Source organism: Pseudomonas sp. SC3(2021) (genome assembly GCF_019856535.1).
Taxonomy (GTDB): domain Bacteria; phylum Pseudomonadota; class Gammaproteobacteria; order Pseudomonadales; family Pseudomonadaceae; genus Aquipseudomonas; species Aquipseudomonas monsensis.
Genome location: NZ_CP082236.1, coordinates 3,164,631 through 3,186,689, shown reverse-complemented (window position 1 = coordinate 3,186,689; position 22,059 = coordinate 3,164,631). Strand labels below are relative to the sequence as shown.

Genomic DNA, 22,059 nt, shown 5'->3' with positions numbered 1-22,059 from the left:
GGGTGTGGCGCCTTTTCGTCAGAGGAAGCTTCTAAACTTGTCGAGTCTGAACCATCGCTTTCGCGAGCAAGCTCGCTCCCACAGGTTCTTGGGTGTACACAGCATGTGTGAACGGCCGAAACCACTGTGGGAGCGAGCTTGCTCGCGAAGAGGCCGACAGCCCGCCCCCACCTTTTAGATCAAGTGCGGTACTCGGCGTTGATCTTCACGTATTCATGCGACAGGTCGGTGGTCCAGATGGTTTCGCTGCAATCACCGCGACCCAGCTCGATGCGGATGGTGATTTCTTCCTGCTGCATCACAGCCGAACCCTGCGCCTCAGTGTAGGTGCTTGCGCGGGCGCCACGGCTGGCGATGCACACGTCACCGAGGAACACGTCGATCTTGCTCACGTCCAGGTCCGGCACACCGGCACGGCCGACAGCGGCCAGGATACGGCCCCAGTTCGGGTCGGAGGCGAACAGTGCGGTCTTGATCAGCGGCGAATGCGCCACGGTGTAGCCGACGTCCAGGCATTCCTGGTGATTGCCGCCGCCGTTGACTTCAACAGTGACGAACTTGGTCGCGCCTTCGCCGTCACGCACGATGGCCTGGGCCACGTCCATGCACACTTCGAACACCGCTTGCTTCAACTTGTTGAACAGCTCGCCTTCAGCGCGACTGATTTCCGGCAGCGCAGCCTTGCCGGTGGCAATCAGCATGCAGCAGTCGTTGGTCGAGGTGTCGCCGTCGATGGTGATGCGGTTGAACGACTTGTTGGCGCCGTCGAGCATCAGGTTGTGCAATACATCACGGGAGACTTTGGCGTCGGTGGCGATGTAGCCGAGCATGGTCGCCATGTTCGGGCGGATCATGCCCGCACCTTTGCTGATACCGGTCACGGTGATGGTCACGCCATCATGCTGGAACTGGCGGCTGGCACCCTTGGGCAGGGTGTCGGTGGTCATGATGCCGGTGGCTGCGGCTTCCCAGTTGTTTTCCGACAGGTCGTCCAGCGCCGCTTGCAGGGCGCCTTCGATCTTCTCGACCGGCAGTGGCTCGCCGATCACACCGGTGGAGTACGGCAGGATCTGGCTGGCATCGACACCGGTCAGCTCAGCGAGCTTCGCCGTGGTGCGCTCGGCCGCAGCCAGGCCCGGCTCACCGGTACCGGCATTGGCGTTGCCGGTGTTGGTCAGCAGGTAGCGCACAGCGTTGTGCACACGTTGTTTCGCCAGGATCACCGGCGCCGCACAAAAGGCGTTCAGGGTGAACACGCCCGCCACCGTAGAGCCTTCGGCGCAACGCATCACCACCACATCCTTGCGCCCCGGGCGCTTGATGCCGGCCGAGGCGATACCGAGTTCAAAACCGGCAACCGGGTGCAACGTTGGCAAAGGACCAAGACCAACAGCCATGAATGCGCTCCTTACTCAATGATGTCAGCACCGCCAATCGTAGGGACGGTGGCTTGAATGGCAAAACGCCGCGACGGCAGGAGCCGGTCGCGGCGCGGGTATTTCAGCGATTGAAACGGGTTTTACTGGATCTGCCCGTGGCAATGCTTGAATTTCTTGCCCGAACCGCAGTAGCACAGTTCGTTGCGGCCCAGCTTCTGCTCGTTGCGAACCGGGGCAGTGGCGAGGGCGACATCGACCTCTTCACCGACCAGGGCTTCCGGCTGGTCCAGGCCCGGGGCTTCGGCGTGTTCGAACTGCATGCGGGCGGCCAGTGCTTCGGCCTCCTCACGCAGGCGTTGTTCTTCGGCTTCCGGATCTTCGCGACGAACCTGAACGTGCGACAACACACGGATCGAGTCGCGCTTGATCGAATCCAGCAGCTCGGAGAACAGCGTGAACGACTCGCGCTTGTATTCCTGCTTCGGGTTCTTCTGGGCGTAGCCACGCAGGTGGATGCCGTGACGCAGGTGATCCATGGTCGACAGGTGGTCTTTCCACAGATCGTCCAGTACGCGCAGAACGATTTGTTTCTCGAAGGAGCGCAGTGCGTCGGCACCGGCCTGGTCTTCTTTTTCGTTGTACGCGGCGATCAGCTCCTGCATCAGCTTCTCACGCAGGGTTTCTTCGTACAGGTGATCGTCTTCGTCAAGCCACTGCTGGATCGGCAGTTTCACGCCGAAATCGCTGGCAATCGAGGCTTCCAGACCGGCGACGTCCCACTGCTCTGGCAGCGATTGCGGCGGAATGTGGGCACTGACGGTGGCGTTGAGCACGTCCTGACGGAAATCGGCGATGGTTTCACCGATGTTGTCAGCGGCCAGCAACGTGTTACGCATGTGATAGATCACTTTACGCTGTTCGTTGTTGACGTCGTCGAACTCGAGCAGTTGCTTGCGGATATCGAAGTTGCGGCCTTCAACCTTGCGCTGCGCCTTCTCGATCGCGTTGGTCACCATGCGGTGCTCGATCGCTTCGCCCGGCTGCATGCCCAGGGCCTTCATGAAGTTCTTCACCCGGTCAGAAGCGAAGATGCGCATCAGGCTGTCTTCCAGCGACAGGTAGAAGCGGCTGGAACCGGCATCGCCCTGACGGCCGGCACGGCCACGCAGCTGGTTGTCGATACGACGGGATTCGTGACGCTCGGACGCGATCACCTGCAGACCGCCGGATTCCAGCACTTGCTGGTGGCGCTTCTGCCAGTCGGCCTTGATCTGCGCGATCTGCTCGGGGGTCGGGTTCTCCAGCGACGCGACTTCCACTTCCCAGTTACCGCCCAACAGGATGTCGGTACCACGACCGGCCATGTTGGTGGCGATGGTCAGGGCGCCCGGACGACCGGCCTGTGCGATGATCTCGGCTTCTTTTTCGTGGAACTTGGCGTTCAGAACCTTGTGTTCGATGCCTTCCTTCACGAGCAATGCGGACATGTGCTCGGAGGTTTCGATGGTGGCAGTACCCACCAGCACCGGACGACCGGCGGCCATGCTTTCCTTGATGTCCGCCACGATCGCCGCGTACTTCTCTTCGGCGGTGAGGAACACCAGGTCGTTGAAGTCCTTACGCGCCAACGGCTTGTTCGGCGGAATGACCATGACTTCCAGACCATAGATCTGGTGGAATTCGAACGCTTCGGTGTCGGCGGTACCGGTCATGCCGGACAGCTTGGTGTACAGACGGAAGTAGTTCTGGAACGTAGTCGAGGCCAGGGTCTGGCTTTCGGCCTGGATGTTCAGACCTTCCTTGGCTTCGATGGCCTGGTGCAGGCCTTCGGAGAGACGACGACCCGGCATGGTACGACCGGTGTGTTCGTCGACCAGTACGACCTGACCGTCCTGCACGATGTATTCAATGTTGCGGTTGAACAGCTTGTGCGCACGCAGACCGGCATACACGTGGGTCAGCAGGCCCAGGTTGTGTGCCGAGTACAGGCTTTCGCCTTCAGCCAGCAGGCCGACGCGGGTGAGCATGTCTTCGATGAACTGGTGACCGGCTTCGTTGAGCTCGACCTGACGGGTCTTCTCGTCAACGGTGTAGTGGCCGGCCTTGGTGACTTCGCCTTCGACTTCTTCGACGTGCAGTTCCAGCTGCGGGATCAGTTTATTGATCTCCATGTACAGCTTGGAGCTGTCCTCGGCCTGACCGGAGATGATCAGCGGGGTACGCGCTTCGTCGATGAGGATGGAGTCGACTTCGTCGATCACGGCAAAATTGAGTTCGCGCTGGAATTTTTCTTCCATGCTGAACGCCATGTTGTCGCGCAGGTAGTCGAACCCGAATTCGTTGTTGGTGCCGTAGGTGATGTCGGCGGCGTAGGCGGCACGCTTCTCTTCCGGCGGCTGGAACGGCGTCACGACGCCGACGGTCAGGCCGAGGAATTCATACAGCGGACGCATCCAGTTGGCGTCACGACGGGCCAGGTAGTCGTTCACCGTCACCACGTGCACGCCCTTGCCGGACAGCGCGTTGAGGTAAACACCCAGGGTCGCCACGAGGGTTTTACCCTCACCGGTACGCATTTCGGCAATTTTGCCTTCGTGCAGGGTCATGCCACCGACGAGCTGTACGTCGAAGTGGCGCATGCCCATGACGCGCTTGCCGGCTTCGCGGGCGACCGCAAAGGCTTCTGGCAGCAGCTTGTCGAGGGTTTCCCCTTTGGCGATGCGGGCCTTGAACTCGGCGGTCTTGGCACGCAATTGATCGTCCGAAAGGGCCACCATTTGCTCTTCGAAGGCATTGACGAGCTGCACCGTCTTGAGCATGCGTTTGACTTCACGCTCGTTCTTGCTTCCAAAAAGTTTCTTTAACAAAGGCGCAAACATATCGGCAGGATCTTCCACACTAAAGGGATGGAGGGCGGCCCCGTGAGCGTCGCCCGTGCAGCCCTCATGGCCGCATGCGAACGAGCATTCTACCCGGAAACGGAAGTGAGGAAAGTGGCGATGTTCCACGATGCTGGCACTGCGCTTTGACGGGGCTCACTTAAGATAGGGGCGTTTTGCTCAACTTCAACCCGTACAGGAAAGAAGTTAGTCGTTGATTTAATGGGTAAAGCAGGGACAAAAGCAATGGGCGAGTGATTTTGCCGCTTTCTGCTACCATGGCGTTTCTGTTACTTCAGGTGTTCGATCATGGCATTCCGCCCTCTTACGGCCAGAGCACCCGCCGTTCTGCTGCGCGAAGCCAAGCCGCTCAAAGCCATTCTCGGCCATGCCCAACGTCTGGGGCATCTGCAACGCTTGCTCGAAAGCCAACTGCAACCCGCCGCCCGCGAACATTGTCATGTGGCGTCCTGGCGTGAAGGCAGTCTGTTGCTGATTGTCACCGACGGCCATTGGGCCACCCGTCTGCGTTATCAGCAGAAACGCTTGCAGCGGCAATTGCAGATGTTCGACGAGTTCGCCAGCCTGACACGCATTCTGTTCAAGGTGCAGCCGCCTACCGTGCAGCGCGGGGCGACCGGACATACGATGGATTTGTCGACGGATGCGGCGGCGACCATTCAGGCCACGGCCGACGGGATCAGTGATCCGGGGCTGCGGGCGGCACTGGAACGGCTGGCGGCGCACGCTAAAGACAAGTCCTGAAATCTATCTGAACGTGGGCGCAGATCCAATGTGGGAGCAGCCTCGCTCCCACATTTAGCTCGCCGGCAAAGAATGGTCAGCGGCGTTTGCTGCCTCCAAGCAAAGAGCCCATCAAGCCGCGCACCAGTTGTTTACCCAAATTATTGGCCGCCTGGCGCATGGCGGATTTCAACGCCTGCCCGGCCGCCGTCCCGAGAAACTCCCCGGCCCTGTCGGCAAGACTCGGCTCTTCGGGCACGGGCTTACCTGCCGGGACCTCAGTTTCTGGCGCCAGCCCCTTGCGCCCCATCAGAATTTCATACGCCGACTCTCGGTCGATCGGTTTGTCATATCGGCCCTTGAACGGCGACCCGGCGATCAATACCGTGCGTTCGGTTTCGCTCAGCGGCCCGATCCGCGACTGCGGCGGCGCCACCAGGACGCGCTGGACCATTTCCGGCGTACCTTTTTCTGTCAGCGTGCCGACCAGCGCCTCGCCGATGCCAAGCTCCGTCAACACCGCCAGGCTGTCGAATTCCGGGTTCGGCCGGAAGCCATCGGCCACTGCCCGCAGGGATTTCTGCTCCTTGGCGGTGAACGCACGTAAACCGTGCTGAACGCGCAACCCCAGTTGCGCCAACACGTCATCCGGCAAGTCCGCCGGCGACTGGGTCACAAAGTACACGCCGACGCCTTTCGAACGAATCAGCCGCACCACTTGCTCCAGGCGCTCCTGCAAGGCCTTGGGCGTGTCACCGAACAGCAAGTGCGCCTCATCGAAGAACAAGGCCAGCAGGGGTTTATCGGCATCGCCGCGCTCCGGCAACTGCTCGAACAGCTCGGCCAGCAGCCACAACAGGAAGGTCGCGTAGACCTTCGGTGCTTCATGCACCAGACGACTGGCGTCCAGCAGATGAATGCGTCCACGGCCGTCGGCGGTCGGTTGCAGAATGTCTTCGAGTTGCAGCGCCGGCTCGCCAAACAGCGCCTCGGCGCCCTGCTGTTCGAGGATCGCCAGTCGCCGCAACAGTGCCTGACTGGAACCGGTGGTCATCAGCGCCGCGTCTTCGCCAAGCAGCTGCGGATTGTCCTTGAGGTGGTTAAGCAGGGCCTTGAGGTCCTTCAAGTCCAGCAGCAAAAGCCCTTCGCGGTCTGCGACCTTGAACGCGGCATACAGCGCCGACTGCTGGCTGTCGGTGAGTTCCAGCAGGCTGCCGATCAACAGCGGGCCCATTTCGCTCAGCGTGGTGCGCAACGGATGACCGGACTCGCCGTGGATGTCCCACAACGTCACCGGGTAAGCCTTGGGCTGGTAATTGAGCCACGGCATGCCGGCAATGCGCTCAGCGACCTTGCCCTTTGGGTTGCCAGCGGCGCCAAGGCCGCACAGATCACCCTTGATGTCGGCGGCAAACACCGCCACGCCGGCGTCGCTGAACGCTTCGGCAAGGCGCTGCAAGGTGACGGTTTTACCCGTACCGGTGGCGCCGGCGACGAGCCCGTGGCGGTTCGCCAGGCGCATGGCCTGCCCCACCTGCTGTCCTGTGAGTTCGGCACCGATTACGAGTTGCGAGGAGTCAGGCATTTTGTCACCCAATGGTTAATCTTTGATTCTGCATGGCCGATAAACAGAGGTGAGAGCCCGATCACAAGTCGGGCCGGACATTTCCCTAAGGAGAGACGGAAATATCAGCTTACTTTCACCCTTGCCCATTACGCGCGCTTCTATAAAAGCACGCCCTGGACATTAAGACCTTAGCGGAACCCCAAGCCATGAACAAAAATCTGCGCTTCAGCCATAAAATTTTGCTTGCCGCCGCCCTCATCGTCATCGCCGCCTTCGCCTCGTTCACGCTGTACAACGACTGGCTCCAGCGCAACGCGATCCGCGATGACCTGAAGAACTATCTCAACGAGATGGGCGAAGTCACTGCCGGCAATATCCAGACCTGGCTCAACGGTCGCATCCTGCTGATCGAAAACGCCGCCCAGAACATCGCCATCAACCCCGAGTCCGCCAACGTCGCCAGCCTGCTGGAACAGAAAACCCTGACGTCGACGTTCATGGCCACCTATCTGGGTGACGCCACCGGTCACTTCACCATTCGCCCGGATACGAAGATGCCGGACGGTTTCGACCCTCGGGTTCGTCCCTGGTACAAGGGCGCCGAGAGCAGCAGCACCTCGACCCTGACCGAACCATACATCGACGCGGCCACCGGCCAGTTGATCATTTCCATCGCCACCGCCTCGAAGAAGGCCGGCCAGAGCGTTGGCGTGGTCGGCGGCGACCTGAGCCTGCAATCGCTGGTCGACACCCTCGCCGCGCGGGATTTCGACGGCATGGGTTATGTGTTCCTGGTCAGCTCGGACGGCAAGATCCTCGTGCACCCGGACAAGGCACTGGTGATGAAATCACTGAAGGAAGCCTATCCCCAGGACACCCCGCGCATCAGCGGCGATTTCAGTGAAGTCACCGTCGATGGCAAAACCCGTATCGTGACCTTCGCACCAATCAAAGGCCTGCCGTCGGTGAACTGGTACATCGGCCTGTCGGTGGACAAGGACAAGGCCTTCGCCATGCTCAGCCAGTTCCGCACCTCGGCGGTGATTGCGACCATCATTGCGGTGGCGATCATCATCGCCCTGCTCGGCATGCTGATCCGCCTGCTGATCCAGCCGCTGCACGTCATGACCCGCGCCATGGAAGACATCGCCGACGGCGAAGGCGACCTGACCAAACGGCTGACCATCGTCAATCACGATGAATTCGGTGTGCTGGGCACGGCGTTCAACCGTTTCGTCGAGCGTATTCATAGCTCGATCCGCGAAGTGTCGTCGGCCACCGGACAGGTCAACGAGGTCGCGTTGCGCGTGGTCGCGGCGTCGAATTCGTCGATGTACAACTCCGATCAACAGGCTTCGCGCACCAGCAGCGTGGCCGCCGCGATCAACCAGCTCGGCGCCGCCGCCCAGGAAATCGCCCGTAACGCCGCGCAAGCCTCGAACCAGGCCAGCGACGCCCGTGGCCTCGCCGAAGACGGCCAGCAAGTGGTCGATCGCAGCATCAAGGCAATGAATCAGCTGTCGAGCATGCTCAGCGCCTCGAGCAGCAACATCGAGTCGCTGAACAGCAAAACCGTGAACATCGGCCAGATTCTCGAAGTGATCACCAGCATTTCCCAGCAAACCAACCTGCTGGCGCTCAACGCCGCGATCGAAGCGGCGCGTGCCGGTGAGGCCGGCCGTGGCTTTGCCGTGGTGGCGGATGAAGTGCGCAACCTGGCGCACCGCACCCAGGAATCGGCGCAACAGGTGCAGACCATGATCGAGGAGCTGCAAGTCGGTGCCCGCGAATCGGTGAGCACCATGAGCGACAGCCAGCGCCACAGTCAGGACAGCGTCGAGATTGCCAACCTCGCCGGGGAGCGCCTGAACAGCGTGACTCAGCGCATTGGCGAGATCGACGGGATGAACCAGTCGGTGGCCACGGCGACCGAGGAGCAGACGGCGGTGGTGGAGTCGATCAACGTCGACATCACCGAGATCAACACGCTGAACCAGGAAGGCGTGGAAAACCTGCAGGCAACGTTGCGCGCCTGTTCCGATCTGGAACAACAGGCTTCGCGGTTGAAGCAACTGGTCGGCAGTTTCCGCATCTAGCGTCTGCACGCCCCTCATCGCCAGCAGGCTGGCTCACACATGGGAACTGCGTTATCGCAAATCCCTGTGGAAACCCGCCTGCCAGCGATTACGGACCGCAAAACACGGCAACACTTCACTAACCGCCCCACCGCGCAATCCCGACCGAACATCTATTCTTGATAAAGGTCAACCAAGGGAGTACCACGCAGCGGAGGGACAGTCACCGTGCACATCGCCGACATCACCATGTTCTACGCCCCGGCCAGCGGCGGCGTGCGGACTTATCTGGATGCCAAACACCGCCGGCTGGGCGTTAAACCTGCAACTCGCCACAGCCTGCTGATCCCTGGCGCCCACTTCAGTGAACACGATGGTGTTTACACGGTTCCCGCCCCCGCTCTGCCCTTTGGCAAAGGCTATCGTTTCCCGGTGCGGCTGGCGCCGTGGCGCAACGTCCTGCAGGATTTGCAGCCCGATCTGATCGAAGTGGGCGATCCGTATCTGACCGCCTGGGCTGCCCTGGATGCGCGGCGGCAACTGGATGTGCCGGTGATCGGCTTTTATCACTCGGACCTGCCACTGCTGGTCAGCAACCGCATGGGCCATTGGGTCACGCCGAATATCGAAGCTTATGTCACCCGGCTCTATGGCAACTTCGACCGGGTCCTGGCGCCGAGTCAGGTGATGGCCGACAAACTCATCGGCCTTGGGGTGCGCAATGTGTTCGTGCAACCGCTGGGCGTCGATTTGCAAACCTTCCATCCTGACGCCCGCGCCCCCGGACTGCGCGCAGAACTGGGCATCGGTGAGGACACACGCCTGTTGATCTTCGCCGGGCGCGGCTCGAAAGAAAAAAACCTGCCGATCCTGCTCAAATGCATGCAGCGCCTGGGCCCACGCTATCAATTGTTGCTGGTCGGTTCGTCAATGCCCGCCGGGGTGCCAGACAATGTCAGCGTGATCGACAGCTTCTGCCCGGCGGCGACCGTCGCGCGCCTGATGGCCAGCGCCGATGCGCTGTTGCATGCCGGCGATCAGGAAACCTTCGGTCTGGTGATCCTTGAAGCCATGGCCTGTGGCATTCCGGTGGTGGCCGTGGCGGCCGGCGCTTTCACAGAGATCGTCAGCGAATCCTGCGGCCTGCTCTGTGCACCGAATGACCCGCAAGCCATGGCCAATACCGTGCGCGAGCTGTTCAGTCGCGGCGCTGAAAAGCTCGGTCAGCAGGCACGCCAGCATGTTGAGCGGCATTACGCCTGGGACACGGTGGTCGACAGCCTGCTCGGCCACTATCACGCCGTGCTCGGCCACGCGCTGCCCAAGGTTGCCAATGGCTGAGCCACTGAATCGTCCCGCCGTGTTACTGGTGCTGCACGACGTGGCACCGCAAACATGGGCGGACTACCAAGCGTTTGTCGAAGCCGCCGACGCCATGGGTGACGTGCCGATGACTTGGCTGGTCGTGCCGGATTTTCACCGCCGTAACGCGCTCGACGCCCATCCGGGGTTCTGTCGCTTGCTCAGCGAACGCGTTGCCCGTGGCGATGAACTGGCCCTGCACGGCTATTTCCATGACGACCAGGAACCCGGCCCGAGCACGCCGCGCGACTGGTTCATGCGTCGTCTCTACACCCATGAGGGCGAGTTCTATCAGTTGCCACACGAGGCCGCCCTCGCCCGCCTGCGTGCCGGCATTGCAACGTTCCAACGCCACGATTGGCCGCTGCACGGTTTTGTCGCCCCGGCGTGGCTGATGAGCGACGGCACCCGTCAGGCCTTGCGCGAATTGCCGCTGAGCTACACCAGTGATCCGCAACATCTCTATCGGTTGCCGGATTTCACTCCCATCGCTGCCCCGGGGCTGGTCTGGAGCGCGCGCAGTGCCTGGCGTCGGGGCGTGTCAAAAATAGTCAGTGCCCAGCGCGAACAGCGCTGGCGCCAGGCACCGGTGATTCGTCTAGGCTTGCACCCGGTGGACATGCGCCACCCCTTCTCTCGGGATTACTGGCTGCACACCCTTGAACGACTGCTGGCTGAAGGACGAGTGCCAATGACCAAGATCGACTGGCTGACGCAACAGCGCCAGTGCCTGGAGCACGCCGCATGAGCCGCGGCATTCTGTTGTTGATCGGCTTGCTCGCGGCGGTGCTGATCCCTGTCGTGCTGGGCGGCAGCGACACTTGGGCGCGCCTGCAAAGCTTTCCGCTGAACTGGTTGCTGATCATGTTCGGCATGATTCTGCTGTGCTGGGGAATCAACACCCTGCGCCTGAGGCTGTTGCTCGGCGATCAACGGGAGCGCGTCACACCGCTGAAGAGTCTGGGGGTGGTGATGGCCGCCGAATTCGCCTACTGCGCCACCCCCGGCGGCAGCGGCGGACCGCTGACGATCATGGCGCTGCTGGCCCGCTGCGGGGTGCGCCCGGCCCGTGGCAGCGCGGTGTTTGCCATGGATCAGTTGAGCGACTTGCTGTTCTTTCTCTGCGCCCTGAGCGCGATTCTGATCTACGCGTTGTTTCAGCACCTCAGCGATCGCCTGGAGTGGCTGCTGATCGTCAGCGCGGTTTCCCTGTTCGGCGGCCTGCTCAGTTGCGTCGTCCTGGCGCGCTACCATCGCCGCTTGATTCGCCTGAGCGGACGCCTGCTCGCGGGCATGAATGTCCAGCACCGTACGCGCCGGCGCTGGGCGCGCAAACTCCTGCACTTTCTCGCGGCGTTCATCGACACGCTGAAACTGCCGACACAGACCTTGATCAAGGTTTTTGCCCTGACCTGCGTGCATTGGCTGCTGCGCTACAGCGTGCTGTATCTGGCCCTGCGCGGGCTGGGCGCGGACCTGCAGTGGGCGTGGAGTTTTCTGGTACAGATGCTGTCGCTGGGTGCCGGGCAGTTCAGCCTGTTACCCGGCGGCGCGGGCGCTGCGGAGTTGACTTCGGCGGCACTGTTGACGCCCATGGTCGGCAAATCCACCGCCGCGGCAGCGATCCTGATCTGGCGAGTGGTGACGTATTACTTCTATTTGCTGGTAGGTGGGCCGGTGTTTCTGTTGATGTTGGGGCGGCCGCTGTTGCGCAAATTGATGAAGGTGTCGCAGACGTAAAAAGATCACAGATTTCGGCAGTGATCTTTTCAGCGTCTGGAATCTGAATCGTCGGATTCTTCCTTTAACTGCTCCCACAACTCGGCAGCCCCGGGAAACTCCGTACCATCCTCCGGGCTCATATCCTCCGGGTCATAGCGGCTCAGACAACCTTCGCCCAATGTGGCGGGCGCTTTGGAAGTGGCTTTGTCCAGTGGATCGCTCATCAGCATGTCCTCGGGTCGGAAACGGCGAAGGGGCCTGAATGAAGAAGGGCCTGAGCGATTGAACGCCCAGGCCCTTCAGAATTCAAGCGCACGTGCGTTCGATCAGAACACCACGGTCTTGTTGCCGTGCACCAGCACGCGATCTTCGAGGTGATAACGCAAGCCACGGGCCAGCACCATCTTCTCGACATCGCGACCGAAACGCACCATGTCTTCGATGCTGTCGCTGTGGCTGACACGGACCACGTCCTGCTCGATGATCGGGCCGGCATCCAGCTCTTCGGTCACGTAGTGGCAGGTCGCACCGATCAGTTTCACCCCACGCAGGGAAGCCTGGTGGTACGGCTTGGCACCGACGAACGATGGCAGGAAGCTGTGGTGAATGTTGATCACCTTGTGCGCATATTCGCGGCACAGCTCCGGCGGCAGAATCTGCATGTAGCGCGCCAGCACCACCACTTCGGCATCGTGCTGTTTGACCAGGCGCGACACTTCGGCGAACGCCGGTTGCTTGTCCTGCGGATTGACCGGGACATGGTAATAAGGAATGCCGTGCCACTCGACCATGCTGCGCAAGTCGTCGTGGTTGGAAATCACGCAAGAGATTTCGCAGTCCAGTTCATCGCTGTGCCAGCGGTGCAGCAGGTCGGCCAGGCAGTGGGATTCGCGGCTGGCCATGAGCACCACGCGCTTTTTCTGCTCGGTGTCGGTGATGCGCCAGTCCATCGAGAACTCTTCGGCGATTGGCGCAAACTTCTCGCGCAATACTTCAATACCGAAGGGAAGCGAATCGGCACGAATTTCGTGACGCATGAAGAACCAGCCGATCTGATTGTCGGAGTGGTGGCTCGCTTCAGTGATCCAGCCGTTGTGGGACGCCAGAAAGTTACTGACTTTGGCAACGATGCCAACGCGGTCCGGGCAAGAGATCACCAGCCGATAGGTGCGCATGAGGGGGAAACTCCAGAACTTCGCAAAGGCCGCCATTCTAGCGACTGCGCAGGAAAACTGCAGTATTGATGACCGTTACCGTGGCTGCCGCTGCGAATTACGGCTTTTTGGCGGAATGATTCGTCAGGACAGTGGCGCGCCGATGGCCTGGTTGATCAGGCAACTGTGAATATCTGTGATGACTGCATCACACTATTTAACGGGGCATTCAATTTATCGCTAACTCTTGTAACTAAATTAAATAAAAAGTCCGGTTAAATGTTTACTTGATGAAACAGCCTGACTATTATTGCGGCACTGTCCCCTGTCATTCAGCACTCTACTAAGGTAGTAATCATGTCCTTGATCAACGAATATCGCGCCACCGAAGAAGCAATCAAAGAGCTGCAAGCCCGTTTGAAGAACCTGTCGCAAGACGACAAACTGCAAGCCGAGCTGGAATTCGAAGGCAAACTGCGCACCCTGATGGGCGAATACTCCAAATCCCTGCGCGACATCATCGCACTGCTGGATCCGGATGCAAAAACCAAGGCACCACGTGGCGGTGCAGTAAAAACTACTGGCACCAAGCGTGCACGCAAAGTTAAACAATACAAAAACCCGCACAATGGCGAAGTCATCGAAACCAAAGGTGGCAACCACAAAACTCTGAAAGAGTGGAAAGCCAAGTGGGGCGGCGACGTGGTTGAAGGTTGGGCTACCCTGCTGGGCTAAGCCGCAACGCCTTCGCAGAGCAATCCGCGAAAAAAACAACGCCAGCGAATGCTGGCGTTTTTTTATGTGCGTTTTTCAGAGCCGGTCATGTTCGTTTTCAAAGATCCAAACGTTTGCGTAATGCCTGGACATAATTCTGCCATTGATTGAGCACCTCTTTCTGACTCGCCGTCGCACTATGCATCCATTCGCCGGCCGCCTCTGTAAAAGATTCCAAGGTATTCGGAGCGCCCCATTCCGGCGCAGACAAACGCTGCTGACAAAATATCCGCCAGCGTTCTTGCTCTTCAGAATTCAACGTATCGGGAAAGTTGCGCGCTCGATATCGAAAGAGCAATTCGGGCAAACGTTCATCATCGAAAGGCCATTGCTCTTGCGCTAGTTGAGCAGGGTCAGCGCTTCTGACTTGCTCACATAGACGTCGATCGCGGTCACCGATAAATCCGTCGTACAACTGTTGCTCCGGATCTTCGCTGGGGATGAAATCTTCGCTGGCATAAATGGCCGCGACTTTATCTTTCCAAACTTGTTGTGCGTCAGTTAGTCGCAGTGCTCGTGCCTGATACAACGCCATGTCCAGCCCCAGACGCTGCTGATCTTCGCCACGCAACACCGCCAGGGGCGCGACCACCGGGCAACGATTGATGTGAATCAGCTTGAGCGGCACCGGCAGTTGGCCTTCGGGCAAATCGTCACGACGGGTGTACAGCCGCTGGCGCAGGGTCTGCGCGTCAAGATCGAGCAAGCCCTGCGGATCGAGGTGCAGATCGCAGACGATCAAGGCATTGCGATTCTTCGGGTGCCAGGCCAGTGGCAGCACCACACCGACGTAACTGCGCGCCGCCGAGAAGCGCCCGGACACATGCACCAAAGGCTGTAACAGGCGAATCTGATCCATCACCTTCTGCTTGCTGCGCAACTGAAACAGCCAGTCATAGAGTTTTGGCTGCTTCTCACGGATCAAGCGCGCCAGGGCGATGGTCGCGCGCACGTCGGACAACGCTTCGTGGGCATGCCCATGATCAATGTGATTGGCGGCGGTCAGGCGTTCGAGCTTGAGGGTCACCCGGCCTTCGTCATCGGTCGGCCAGACCAGACCGTCGGGGCGCAAGGCATAGGCCGCACGCACCACATCAATCAGATCCCAGCGACTGTTCCCGCCCTGCCACTCGCGGGCATAGGGGTCGAAGAAATTGCGATACAGACTGTAACGCGTCATCTCGTCATCGAAACGCAGGGTGTTGTAACCCGCGCCACACGTGCCTGGCGCAGCAAGCTGCGCGTGCACGCGGGTCATGAAATCGGCTTCGCTCAAGCCCTGTTCGGCGAGCTGGCTCGGGGTGATACCGGTGATGGCACAGGCGGCCGGATGCGGCAGGATGTCTTCGCTGGGCTGGCAGTAGAGGTTGACCGGCTCGTCGATTTCGTTGAGCGCGTGGTCAGTGCGAATCCCCGCCACCTGCAACGGGCGATCGCTACGGGGATTGATGCCAGTGGTTTCGTAGTCGTACCAGAAGATAGAAGTCACGGGCGGTTCCTGAACTGAAGATCGGCGAAGTCTAGGCGTTCAACTGCGGTCGCGGCCAGCCTCGCGTCATTCAGGCACCCTGCGACACACGATGTGCAATACATAGTTATGTCGTTTTCCCCCGAGAGACTGCTAGCATCGGACTCACTTGCACCCCGAACAGGCGAACATCAGGTAGCCCATGCTCGAGCCTACAGCACTGCCAAGGAAAGCACCGCTGACCCCGCCGCTGGATACGCGGTATCAGGTCGAAACGCCGGAAGGCATCGACCTGCCATTGCGCCCGGCCGGGCTGATGGTGCGGGCCGTGGCCTTCACGATCGATCTGGGCATTCGCGGGGCGATCATGGCCGTGCTGTTTATCGCTCTGGCGTTTCTCGGCAAGCTCGGCATGGGTCTGGGCTCGCTGCTACTGTTTGCGATCAGCTGGTGGTACATGGTGCTGTTCGAAGTGTTGCGTCAGGGCCGCTCGCCGGGCAAACAGTGGATGGGCCTGCGCGTGGTGCACGACGACGGCACGCCCGTCGGCTGGTCGGCTTCGCTGCTGCGCAACCTGCTGCGCTTCGTCGACCTGCTGCCGTTCGGCTACTTCCTCGGCGCGATCAATTGCCTGCAACACCCGACCTTCAAACGGCTTGGCGATATGGCAGCGGGCACGCTGGTGGTCTACAGCGAGCGGCCACTGACTCGCCCGGCATTGCCGAGCGCCGAACCTCGTCGATCACCCATTGCCCTCAGCCTCAACGAACAACGCGCCATCCTCGGCTTTGCCGAACGTCAGGGCGAGTTGTCAGTGTCGCGGGTCAATGAACTGGCAGCATTGCTGGCCCAGCCACTGCATATCTCCGCGCCGAAGGCAGTCGCGGAACTCAATGGCATCGCCCGTGGCTTGTTGGGGCCGACATGAAGCAAAGCCTTTTCGAAAGTCGTCACAAGGCCGAATGGGAGCGTTTTGCGCTGACCCTCGAACGTCTCGAGCGCGGCAAGGACACCTCGCAAGTCGCCGGTTTCCCCAAAGCCTATCGCAGCCTCTGCCACCACCTGGCACTGGCCCGGGAACGCGGTTACAGCAGTTTCCTCATCGACTCGCTGCAACAGCAGGTACTGCGCGGGCACCAACAGCTATACCGGCATCGCAGCCGTTTGGGCGCCAACCTTTTGAGTTTCATTCTTGCCGACTTCCCCAGGCTGGTGCGCGCCGAATGGCGCTTCGTACTGGTCGCCGGCCTGCTGTTTTTCGGGAGCCTGATCGGCGTTGGCGTGCTGGTGTATGCCTTTCCCGAACTGGTCTACAACCTGATCCCGGCCGACCAGGTGCGTGAAATGCAAGGCATGTACGACCCGGTGGCCGGTCACCTCGGGCGCCCCGTCGAACGTGCCGCCAGTGAGGACTGGGTCATGTTCGGTTACTACGTGATGCACAACATCGGCATCGCCTTTCAGACCTTTGCCAGCGGTTTGCTGATGGGCGTGGGCAGTGCGTTTTTCCTGTTCTACAACGGTCTGGTGATCGGCGCGGTGGCCGGGCACCTCACCGAAATCGGTTTCGGCCAGACCTTCTGGTCGTTCGTGATCGCCCATGGTGCCTTTGAACTGACCGCGATCGCGCTTGCCGGCGCAGCCGGTCTTGAACTCGGCTGGGCCTTGATCGCCCCTGGCCGCCTGACTCGCGCCGAGGCGTTGAAACGGGCGGCGCGCAAAAGCGTGTTGCTGGTCTGCGGCGTGATGCTGTTCCTGCTTATTGCGGCGTTCATCGAGGCGTACTGGTCATCCAGAACCAGCGTTGCACCGCACACCAAATATCTGGTGGGTGCGGGACTGTGGTTAGGGGTCGCCGCTTATTTGCTGTTCGCCGGAAGGACACGCCATGCGCCTGAGTGACGCCACCGTGGTGATCCGTCCGCGCACGACCTGGGAAGCCATGGATCTGGGCGTGCTCATGTGTCAGCAACATCGACGTTTGTTGATGACCAGTTGGGCGATCGTCACCCTGCCGCTGTTTGCCTTGCTCACGGTGGTGTTGTGGGACTCGCCGTCACTGGCGGTGTTTATCTTCTGGTGGCTGAAGCCGGCGTATGAACGACTGCCGCTGTACATCCTGTCCAGGGCGCTGTTCGGGGAAACGCCGACACTCGGACAAGCCTTGCGCGAATGGCCGCGTCTGCTCAGGCCACAACTGCTGGCCAGTCTGACCTGGCGACGCCTGAGTGTCAGCCGCAGTTTTCTGATGCCGGTGATGCAGCTCGAAGGGCTGGACGGCAATGCCAGGCAGCAACGTCTGCACGTACTGCTGCAGCGCAACGCCGGCGCCGCGCAATGGCTGACCATCATCGGCGTGCATCTGGAAACCGCACTGTGGATCGGCCTGATGGTGCTGTTCTACATGCTCTTGCCGCAGCAGATCGAAACCGACTGGGACTGGCAGTCGCTGATCCTCGCGGCGGATCACGACTGGCGCTGGCTCGAACACCTGACCAATGCCTTGTATGCGCTGGTGCTCGTGGTGTGGGAACCGATATATGTCGCCTGTGGTTTCAGCCTGTATCTGAACCGCCGCACGCAACTCGAAGCCTGGGACATCGAACTGGTGTTCCGCCGCTTACGCCAGCGTCTGAACCACAGTGTGTTGGGGCTGATCCTGGCGGTCTGTCTGGTGTTGCCGAATGTACCGTCAGTCCGGGCTGGCGAACCCGACACCGGCCCCGACGCCCCACGACTGCTGAATCAGCCCCTGACCAGTCAGGCGTCGCGCGACAGCATCAAGGCCCTGCTTGAACAACCGCCGTTCAAGAACAAAGAAAGCGTTACTCGTTACCGCTTCGGCGATGACCCGGCGGCCCCGGCCAAAGAGCAAACGCCCGGTGAATTGCCGCAGTGGCTGAAAACCCTGTTGGGCTGGCTCGACGGTCAGCACCTCAACACCCTCGCCAAGTTCATTGAAGTGCTGCTGTGGGGCATTGTCATCGCGTTGCTCGGCGGGTTGATCTGGCGCTATCGCGAGTTTCTGCAAGCTTTTGTCAGTCGCCGCCCGACACTGCCGGCCAAGCCTGCACGAGCCCTGCCAGCGCAGGCGTTCGGTCTGGATCTGAACCGGGACACCCTGCCTGACGATATCGCCGGCAGTGCCGAACAACTCTGGCACAGCCAGCCCCGTGCAGCGTTGAGCCTGCTCTATCGCGGGCTGCTCAGCCAACTGCTCCATGACTTCGATCTGCCGCTGAAATCCGCCGACACTGAACATCAGGTACTCGCCCGGATCGAACAGCTGCAGCGCCCGGAACTGCTCGCCTTCAGCCGCACCCTGACCACGCACTGGCAAAACATGGCCTATGGGCATCGCCTGCCGGCGGCGCATCTGCAACAACAATTGTGCGATGGCTGGCGCGCGTTGTTCGACCACGGAACTGCGCGTTGAGCCGGCGTACGGTGTGGTGGCTTGGCGCACTGATCGTCATGCTGCTCGGCGTATTGAGCGTGTTTATGTATCTCAAGGCCAGGCCTTATCAGGAAGTGGTCGATCACGGCCCATCGCCGGCGGCGCAAGCCAATCCCTATCTGGCAGCTGAGATGTTTCTGCGTGAGCGCGGCATCAATGTCAGCCACGCTGAAAGCCTTACCGTATTGCCGCAGATCGACCCGCGTCGACACACGCTTCTGCTGTTCAACGACCGTTCGCGGATGACGCCGCGTCAGGTCGATCAGGTATTGAACTGGGCGCGCGCCGGCGGACGTCTGGTGTTCGTGGCGGAGTCGATATGGGACGAGCAGACCAAGCAGAGCAACGACCTGCTGCTCGACCGGGTACAACTGCATCAGTCCTTGAGCAAGGATCTGAAAGACTCCCCCCCTGTTCCGGAATCAGAGCGCTTCCCGAAACTGACCAGGTTGTACCTGGAAGATGAGGACGCACCGGCCTACGCCGGGTTCGACACCGACTTCCATCTCGATGACCCGAAGAACCTCGCACAGGCCTGGGCCAACAGCGCCAAGGCCACGCACATGATGCAACTGCCCTACAGCCTCGGCTCGATCACCGTGGTCACCGATGCCGACCTTTGGAAAACCACCGCCATCAGCCAGTACGACAACGCCTGGCTGCTCTGGTATCTGAGCGCCGACACCGACGTCACACTGATTTACAACACCGTGCACGACGGCCTGTTGACTTTGCTCTGGCGCTATTTCCCCCAGGCCATCGTCGCCCTGCTCGCGCTGATTGGCCTGTGGTTGTGGCAGGCCGGCGTACGTCATGGTCCGCTGCAGGCGCCGGCGCCGCAGGGGCGCCGACAGTTGCAGGAACACCTGCGCGCGAGTGCCGACTTCACCCTGCGCCACTCGGGTCAGCAGGCGTTGTTGCAGGCCTTGCAACAGGACGTCCTGCGCCGCGCCCGGCGCCGACATCCCGGTTTCGCTCAACTGAACGTCGCCGAGCAATGGCTGGCGCTGTCACGCCTGACCCGGCAACCCACCCGCGCCATCAGCCAGGCCCTGAGCCCGGTGTCGAAGCGGCGCCTGTCCAGTGCTGACTTCTGCCGTCAGGTCGCCCATCTGCAAACCTTGAGGAACACGTTATGACTGAACAGATCGAGCCCGGCAGCGCCAGCCACGCCGCCCAGCAGCGCCAGCGCGCCAGTCAGTTGGCGCAGGCCGTGCGCGGCGAATTGCAGAAGGCACTGATTGGCCAGAACGCCGTGATCGACGACGTGTTGACCGCGCTGATTGCCGGTGGCCACGTCTTGCTCGAAGGCGTGCCGGGGCTCGGCAAGACGTTGCTGGTGCGGGCACTGGCACGCTGCTTTGGCGGCGAGTTTGCGCGCATCCAGTTCACCCCGGACCTGATGCCCAGCGACGTCACCGGCCACGCCGTGTACGACCTGCAGACCGAACAGTTCAAGCTGCGCAAAGGCCCGCTGTTCACCAACCTGCTGCTGGCCGACGAGATCAACCGCGCCCCGGCGAAAACCCAGGCGGCGTTGCTGGAAGCGATGCAGGAGCGCCAGGTCACCCTCGAGGGCCGGGCCCTGCCGATCGCTCAACCGTTCATGGTCCTCGCCACGCAAAACCCGATCGAACAGGAAGGCACGTATCCGTTGCCGGAAGCCGAGCTCGACCGCTTCATGCTCAAGGTGCGCATGGACTATCCCGATGCCGATCAAGAGTTGAACATGGTGCGTCAGGTCAGCCGTTCGACCCGCGCCGACATGCTCGACGTGCAGCCGCTGCGCACGGTCTTGCAGGCCAAGGATGTGCAGGCACTGCAGCGCATCGCCAGCGATTTGCCGCTGGACGATCAGGTGCTCGACTATGCTGTCAGACTCGCACGCAGCACCCGCACCTGGCCGGGCCTGAGCCTTGGCGCCGGGCCGCGCGCCTCGATTGCACTGGCACGTTGCGCACGTGCCCGTGCCCTGTTGCGTGGCGGTGAATTCGTGATTCCCGACGACATCAAGGGGTGCGCCCTGGCCGTGCTGCGCCATCGTGTGCGCCTCGCCCCGGAGCTGGATATCGAAGGCTTGCAAGTCGATCAGGTGTTGCAGCAATTGCTCGATCAAGTCCCGGCGCCGCGCCTGTGAAACCCTCGCGCTTGCTGCTGATCTGGCTGCTGATCCTGGCGGCCATCGGCATCGTGCTGGGCACCTTGCAAGCACTGGAGATCAATGTCCCGGCGAGCCTGCTGTCGATCAACTGGGGATTGCTACTGGCCTTGCTCGCCTTGGCGACGCTCGATGCAATGCGCCTCAAACGCCTGCCCGCAGTGCGCATCAGTCGGCAGATTCCCGGCAGCCTGGCGCTCGGTCGCTGGAGCGAGGTAAGTCTGGAGGTCGTGCATGAATTTACCGAGCCGTTGCAGGTTCAAGTGTTCGATCACGTTCCCGAGGGTTTGAGTTTCGAGCACTTGCCACTGTCGGTCGAACTGCAACCCGGCCAGCGCAGCCTGATCGGCTATCGCCTGCGCCCGCTCAAACGCGGTCACTTCAGCTTCGAACATTGCGAGATCAACCTGCCGAGCCCACTGGGATTATGGTCAGGCAAGCGCCTGCTCAGCGTCGTCGACAACACCCGCGTCTACCCGGATTTCGCCCGACTCTACGGTGGCGAACTGTTGGCCGTGGACAACTGGCTCAGCCAGCTCGGCGTACGCCAGCGGCAGCGTCGCGGTCAGGGTCTGGAGTTCCATCAGCTGCGCGAATTCCGCGAAGGCGACAGCCTGCGTCAGATCGACTGGAAAGCCACCGCCCGCCAGCGCACGCCGATTGCCCGGGAGTATCAGGACGAGCGCGATCAGCAAATCATCTTCATGCTCGACTGTGGCCGACGGATGCGCAGCCAGGACGATGAGCTGTCGCATTTCGATCACGCACTCAATGCCTGCCTGCTGCTCAGTCATGTGGCATTGCGTCAGGGCGATGCGGTAGGGCTGAGCACCTTCGCCGGCGATCAATCGCGCCATCTGGCGCCTGTCAAAGGCAGCGGCCAGCTCAATGTGTTGCTCAACAGCGTCTACGATCTCGACAGCACGCAACGCCCTGCCGACTATCAGGCTGCAGTCAATCAGCTACTGCTTCGGCACAAGCGCCGGGCGCTGGTCATTCTCGTGACCAACCTGCGCGATGAAGACGATGATGAACTGCTCAACGCGGTCAAACGCCTGAGCACGCAACATCGGGTGCTGGTGGCCAGTCTGCGTGAAGAGACGCTGGATACGTTACGCCAGACCACGGTACAAACGCTGCCTGAGGCGTTGGCTTATTGCGGGACAGTGAATTACTTGAATGAGCGGGCAGAACTCCATGAGCGCTTGAGTGCGCATGGCGTTCCGGTGGTGGATGTTCGGCCCCCGGAGTTAGGGGCCGAGTTGGTGACGCAGTATCTGCAGTGGAAACGAGCGGGAAACCTGTAGCGTCTTCGCTCCC

General features: G+C 61.0%; 18 protein-coding genes and 1 pseudogene. 13 read left to right on the top strand and 6 right to left on the bottom strand.

What is annotated here, in order from left to right; genetic code table 11:
• Positions 1-179: 179 nt before the first annotated feature.
• Both argJ and secA read right to left on the bottom strand, forming a co-directional pair.
• Positions 180-1,397, bottom strand: a complete 1,218-nt coding sequence (gene argJ / locus K5Y35_RS14145; RefSeq protein WP_222832194.1) for a bifunctional glutamate N-acetyltransferase/amino-acid acetyltransferase ArgJ — start codon at positions 1,395-1,397, stop codon at positions 180-182.
• A gap of 122 nt (positions 1,398-1,519) precedes the next feature.
• Positions 1,520-4,258: a preprotein translocase subunit SecA gene (secA, locus tag K5Y35_RS14140; RefSeq protein ID WP_123467241.1), complete on the bottom strand. Its 2,739-nt coding sequence runs from the start codon at positions 4,256-4,258 to the stop codon at positions 1,520-1,522.
• 309 nt (positions 4,259-4,567) lie between these two features.
• Between secA and K5Y35_RS14135 the strand changes: the two genes are divergently transcribed.
• On the top strand, positions 4,568-5,023 hold the full coding sequence (locus K5Y35_RS14135; RefSeq protein WP_123467243.1) for a DUF721 domain-containing protein: 456 nt from the start codon (positions 4,568-4,570) through the stop codon (positions 5,021-5,023).
• Positions 5,024-5,099: 76 nt separating this feature from the next.
• Here K5Y35_RS14135 and K5Y35_RS14130 read toward each other — a convergent pair whose 3' ends face one another.
• Positions 5,100-6,587, bottom strand: a complete 1,488-nt coding sequence (locus K5Y35_RS14130) for a helicase HerA-like domain-containing protein (RefSeq protein ID WP_222832193.1) — start codon at positions 6,585-6,587, stop codon at positions 5,100-5,102.
• A gap of 188 nt (positions 6,588-6,775) precedes the next feature.
• Between K5Y35_RS14130 and K5Y35_RS28195 the strand changes: the two are divergent.
• From K5Y35_RS28195 to K5Y35_RS14110, 5 genes and pseudogenes are all read left to right on the top strand, one after another.
• Positions 6,776-7,759, top strand: a pseudogene (locus K5Y35_RS28195) (cache and HAMP domain-containing protein); the annotation flags it as partial.
• Between the two features lie 141 nt (positions 7,760-7,900).
• Positions 7,901-8,665: a methyl-accepting chemotaxis protein gene (locus tag K5Y35_RS28190; RefSeq protein WP_371043227.1), complete on the top strand. Its 765-nt coding sequence runs from the start codon at positions 7,901-7,903 to the stop codon at positions 8,663-8,665.
• A gap of 207 nt (positions 8,666-8,872) precedes the next feature.
• Positions 8,873-9,985, top strand: a complete 1,113-nt coding sequence (locus K5Y35_RS14120; protein WP_410055899.1) for a glycosyltransferase family 4 protein — start codon at positions 8,873-8,875, stop codon at positions 9,983-9,985.
• The gene (locus K5Y35_RS14115) at positions 9,978-10,754 is read left to right on the top strand and encodes a DUF2334 domain-containing protein (RefSeq protein WP_222832191.1); all 777 of its coding nucleotides are present in this window, start codon (positions 9,978-9,980) and stop codon (positions 10,752-10,754) included. The genes K5Y35_RS14120 and K5Y35_RS14115 overlap by 8 nt, the downstream gene beginning before the upstream one ends.
• Positions 10,751-11,746, top strand: coding sequence for a YbhN family protein (locus tag K5Y35_RS14110; RefSeq protein ID WP_222832190.1), 996 nt, complete (start codon positions 10,751-10,753; stop codon positions 11,744-11,746). The genes K5Y35_RS14115 and K5Y35_RS14110 overlap by 4 nt, the downstream gene beginning before the upstream one ends.
• A gap of 29 nt (positions 11,747-11,775) precedes the next feature.
• Here K5Y35_RS14110 and K5Y35_RS14105 read toward each other — a convergent pair whose 3' ends face one another.
• Positions 11,776-11,952, bottom strand: coding sequence for a hypothetical protein (locus K5Y35_RS14105; RefSeq protein ID WP_186748189.1), 177 nt, complete (start codon positions 11,950-11,952; stop codon positions 11,776-11,778).
• A gap of 102 nt (positions 11,953-12,054) precedes the next feature.
• Positions 12,055-12,903, bottom strand: a complete 849-nt coding sequence (gene purU / locus K5Y35_RS14100) for a formyltetrahydrofolate deformylase (RefSeq protein WP_123467252.1) — start codon at positions 12,901-12,903, stop codon at positions 12,055-12,057.
• 336 nt (positions 12,904-13,239) lie between these two features.
• Between purU and mvaT the strand changes: the two genes are divergently transcribed.
• Positions 13,240-13,617, top strand: coding sequence for a histone-like nucleoid-structuring protein MvaT (gene mvaT / locus K5Y35_RS14095; protein ID WP_038366705.1), 378 nt, complete (start codon positions 13,240-13,242; stop codon positions 13,615-13,617).
• A gap of 97 nt (positions 13,618-13,714) precedes the next feature.
• Here the strand turns inward: mvaT and sbcB are convergent, their stop codons facing one another.
• Positions 13,715-15,145 carry an exodeoxyribonuclease I gene (gene sbcB / locus K5Y35_RS14090; RefSeq protein ID WP_222832189.1) on the bottom strand — a complete coding sequence of 477 codons (1,431 nt, stop codon included), beginning with the start codon at positions 15,143-15,145 and terminating at the stop codon, positions 13,715-13,717.
• 181 nt (positions 15,146-15,326) lie between these two features.
• Between sbcB and K5Y35_RS14085 the strand changes: the two genes are divergently transcribed.
• From K5Y35_RS14085 to K5Y35_RS14060, 6 genes are read left to right on the top strand one after another with little or no spacing between them, the layout of a single operon-like run.
• Entirely contained in the window at positions 15,327-16,052 is a 726-nt protein-coding gene (locus K5Y35_RS14085; protein WP_222832188.1) for an RDD family protein, read from the top strand.
• Positions 16,049-17,026 (top strand): stage II sporulation protein M, encoded by a 978-nt coding sequence (locus K5Y35_RS14080; RefSeq protein ID WP_186748187.1) that lies wholly within the window; start codon positions 16,049-16,051, stop codon positions 17,024-17,026. The genes K5Y35_RS14085 and K5Y35_RS14080 overlap by 4 nt, the downstream gene beginning before the upstream one ends.
• Positions 17,013-18,560: a DUF4129 domain-containing protein gene (locus tag K5Y35_RS14075; protein WP_128613819.1), complete on the top strand. Its 1,548-nt coding sequence runs from the start codon at positions 17,013-17,015 to the stop codon at positions 18,558-18,560. Before K5Y35_RS14080 ends, K5Y35_RS14075 begins: the two co-directional genes overlap by 14 nt.
• On the top strand, positions 18,557-19,720 hold the full coding sequence (locus tag K5Y35_RS14070; protein ID WP_222832187.1) for a DUF4350 domain-containing protein: 1,164 nt from the start codon (positions 18,557-18,559) through the stop codon (positions 19,718-19,720). The genes K5Y35_RS14075 and K5Y35_RS14070 overlap by 4 nt, the downstream gene beginning before the upstream one ends.
• Positions 19,717-20,718, top strand: coding sequence for an AAA family ATPase (locus K5Y35_RS14065; protein WP_123467264.1), 1,002 nt, complete (start codon positions 19,717-19,719; stop codon positions 20,716-20,718). Before K5Y35_RS14070 ends, K5Y35_RS14065 begins: the two co-directional genes overlap by 4 nt.
• Entirely contained in the window at positions 20,715-22,046 is a 1,332-nt protein-coding gene (locus K5Y35_RS14060) for a DUF58 domain-containing protein (RefSeq protein ID WP_222832186.1), read from the top strand. The genes K5Y35_RS14065 and K5Y35_RS14060 overlap by 4 nt, the downstream gene beginning before the upstream one ends.
• The last annotated feature ends 13 nt before the right edge of the window (positions 22,047-22,059 follow it).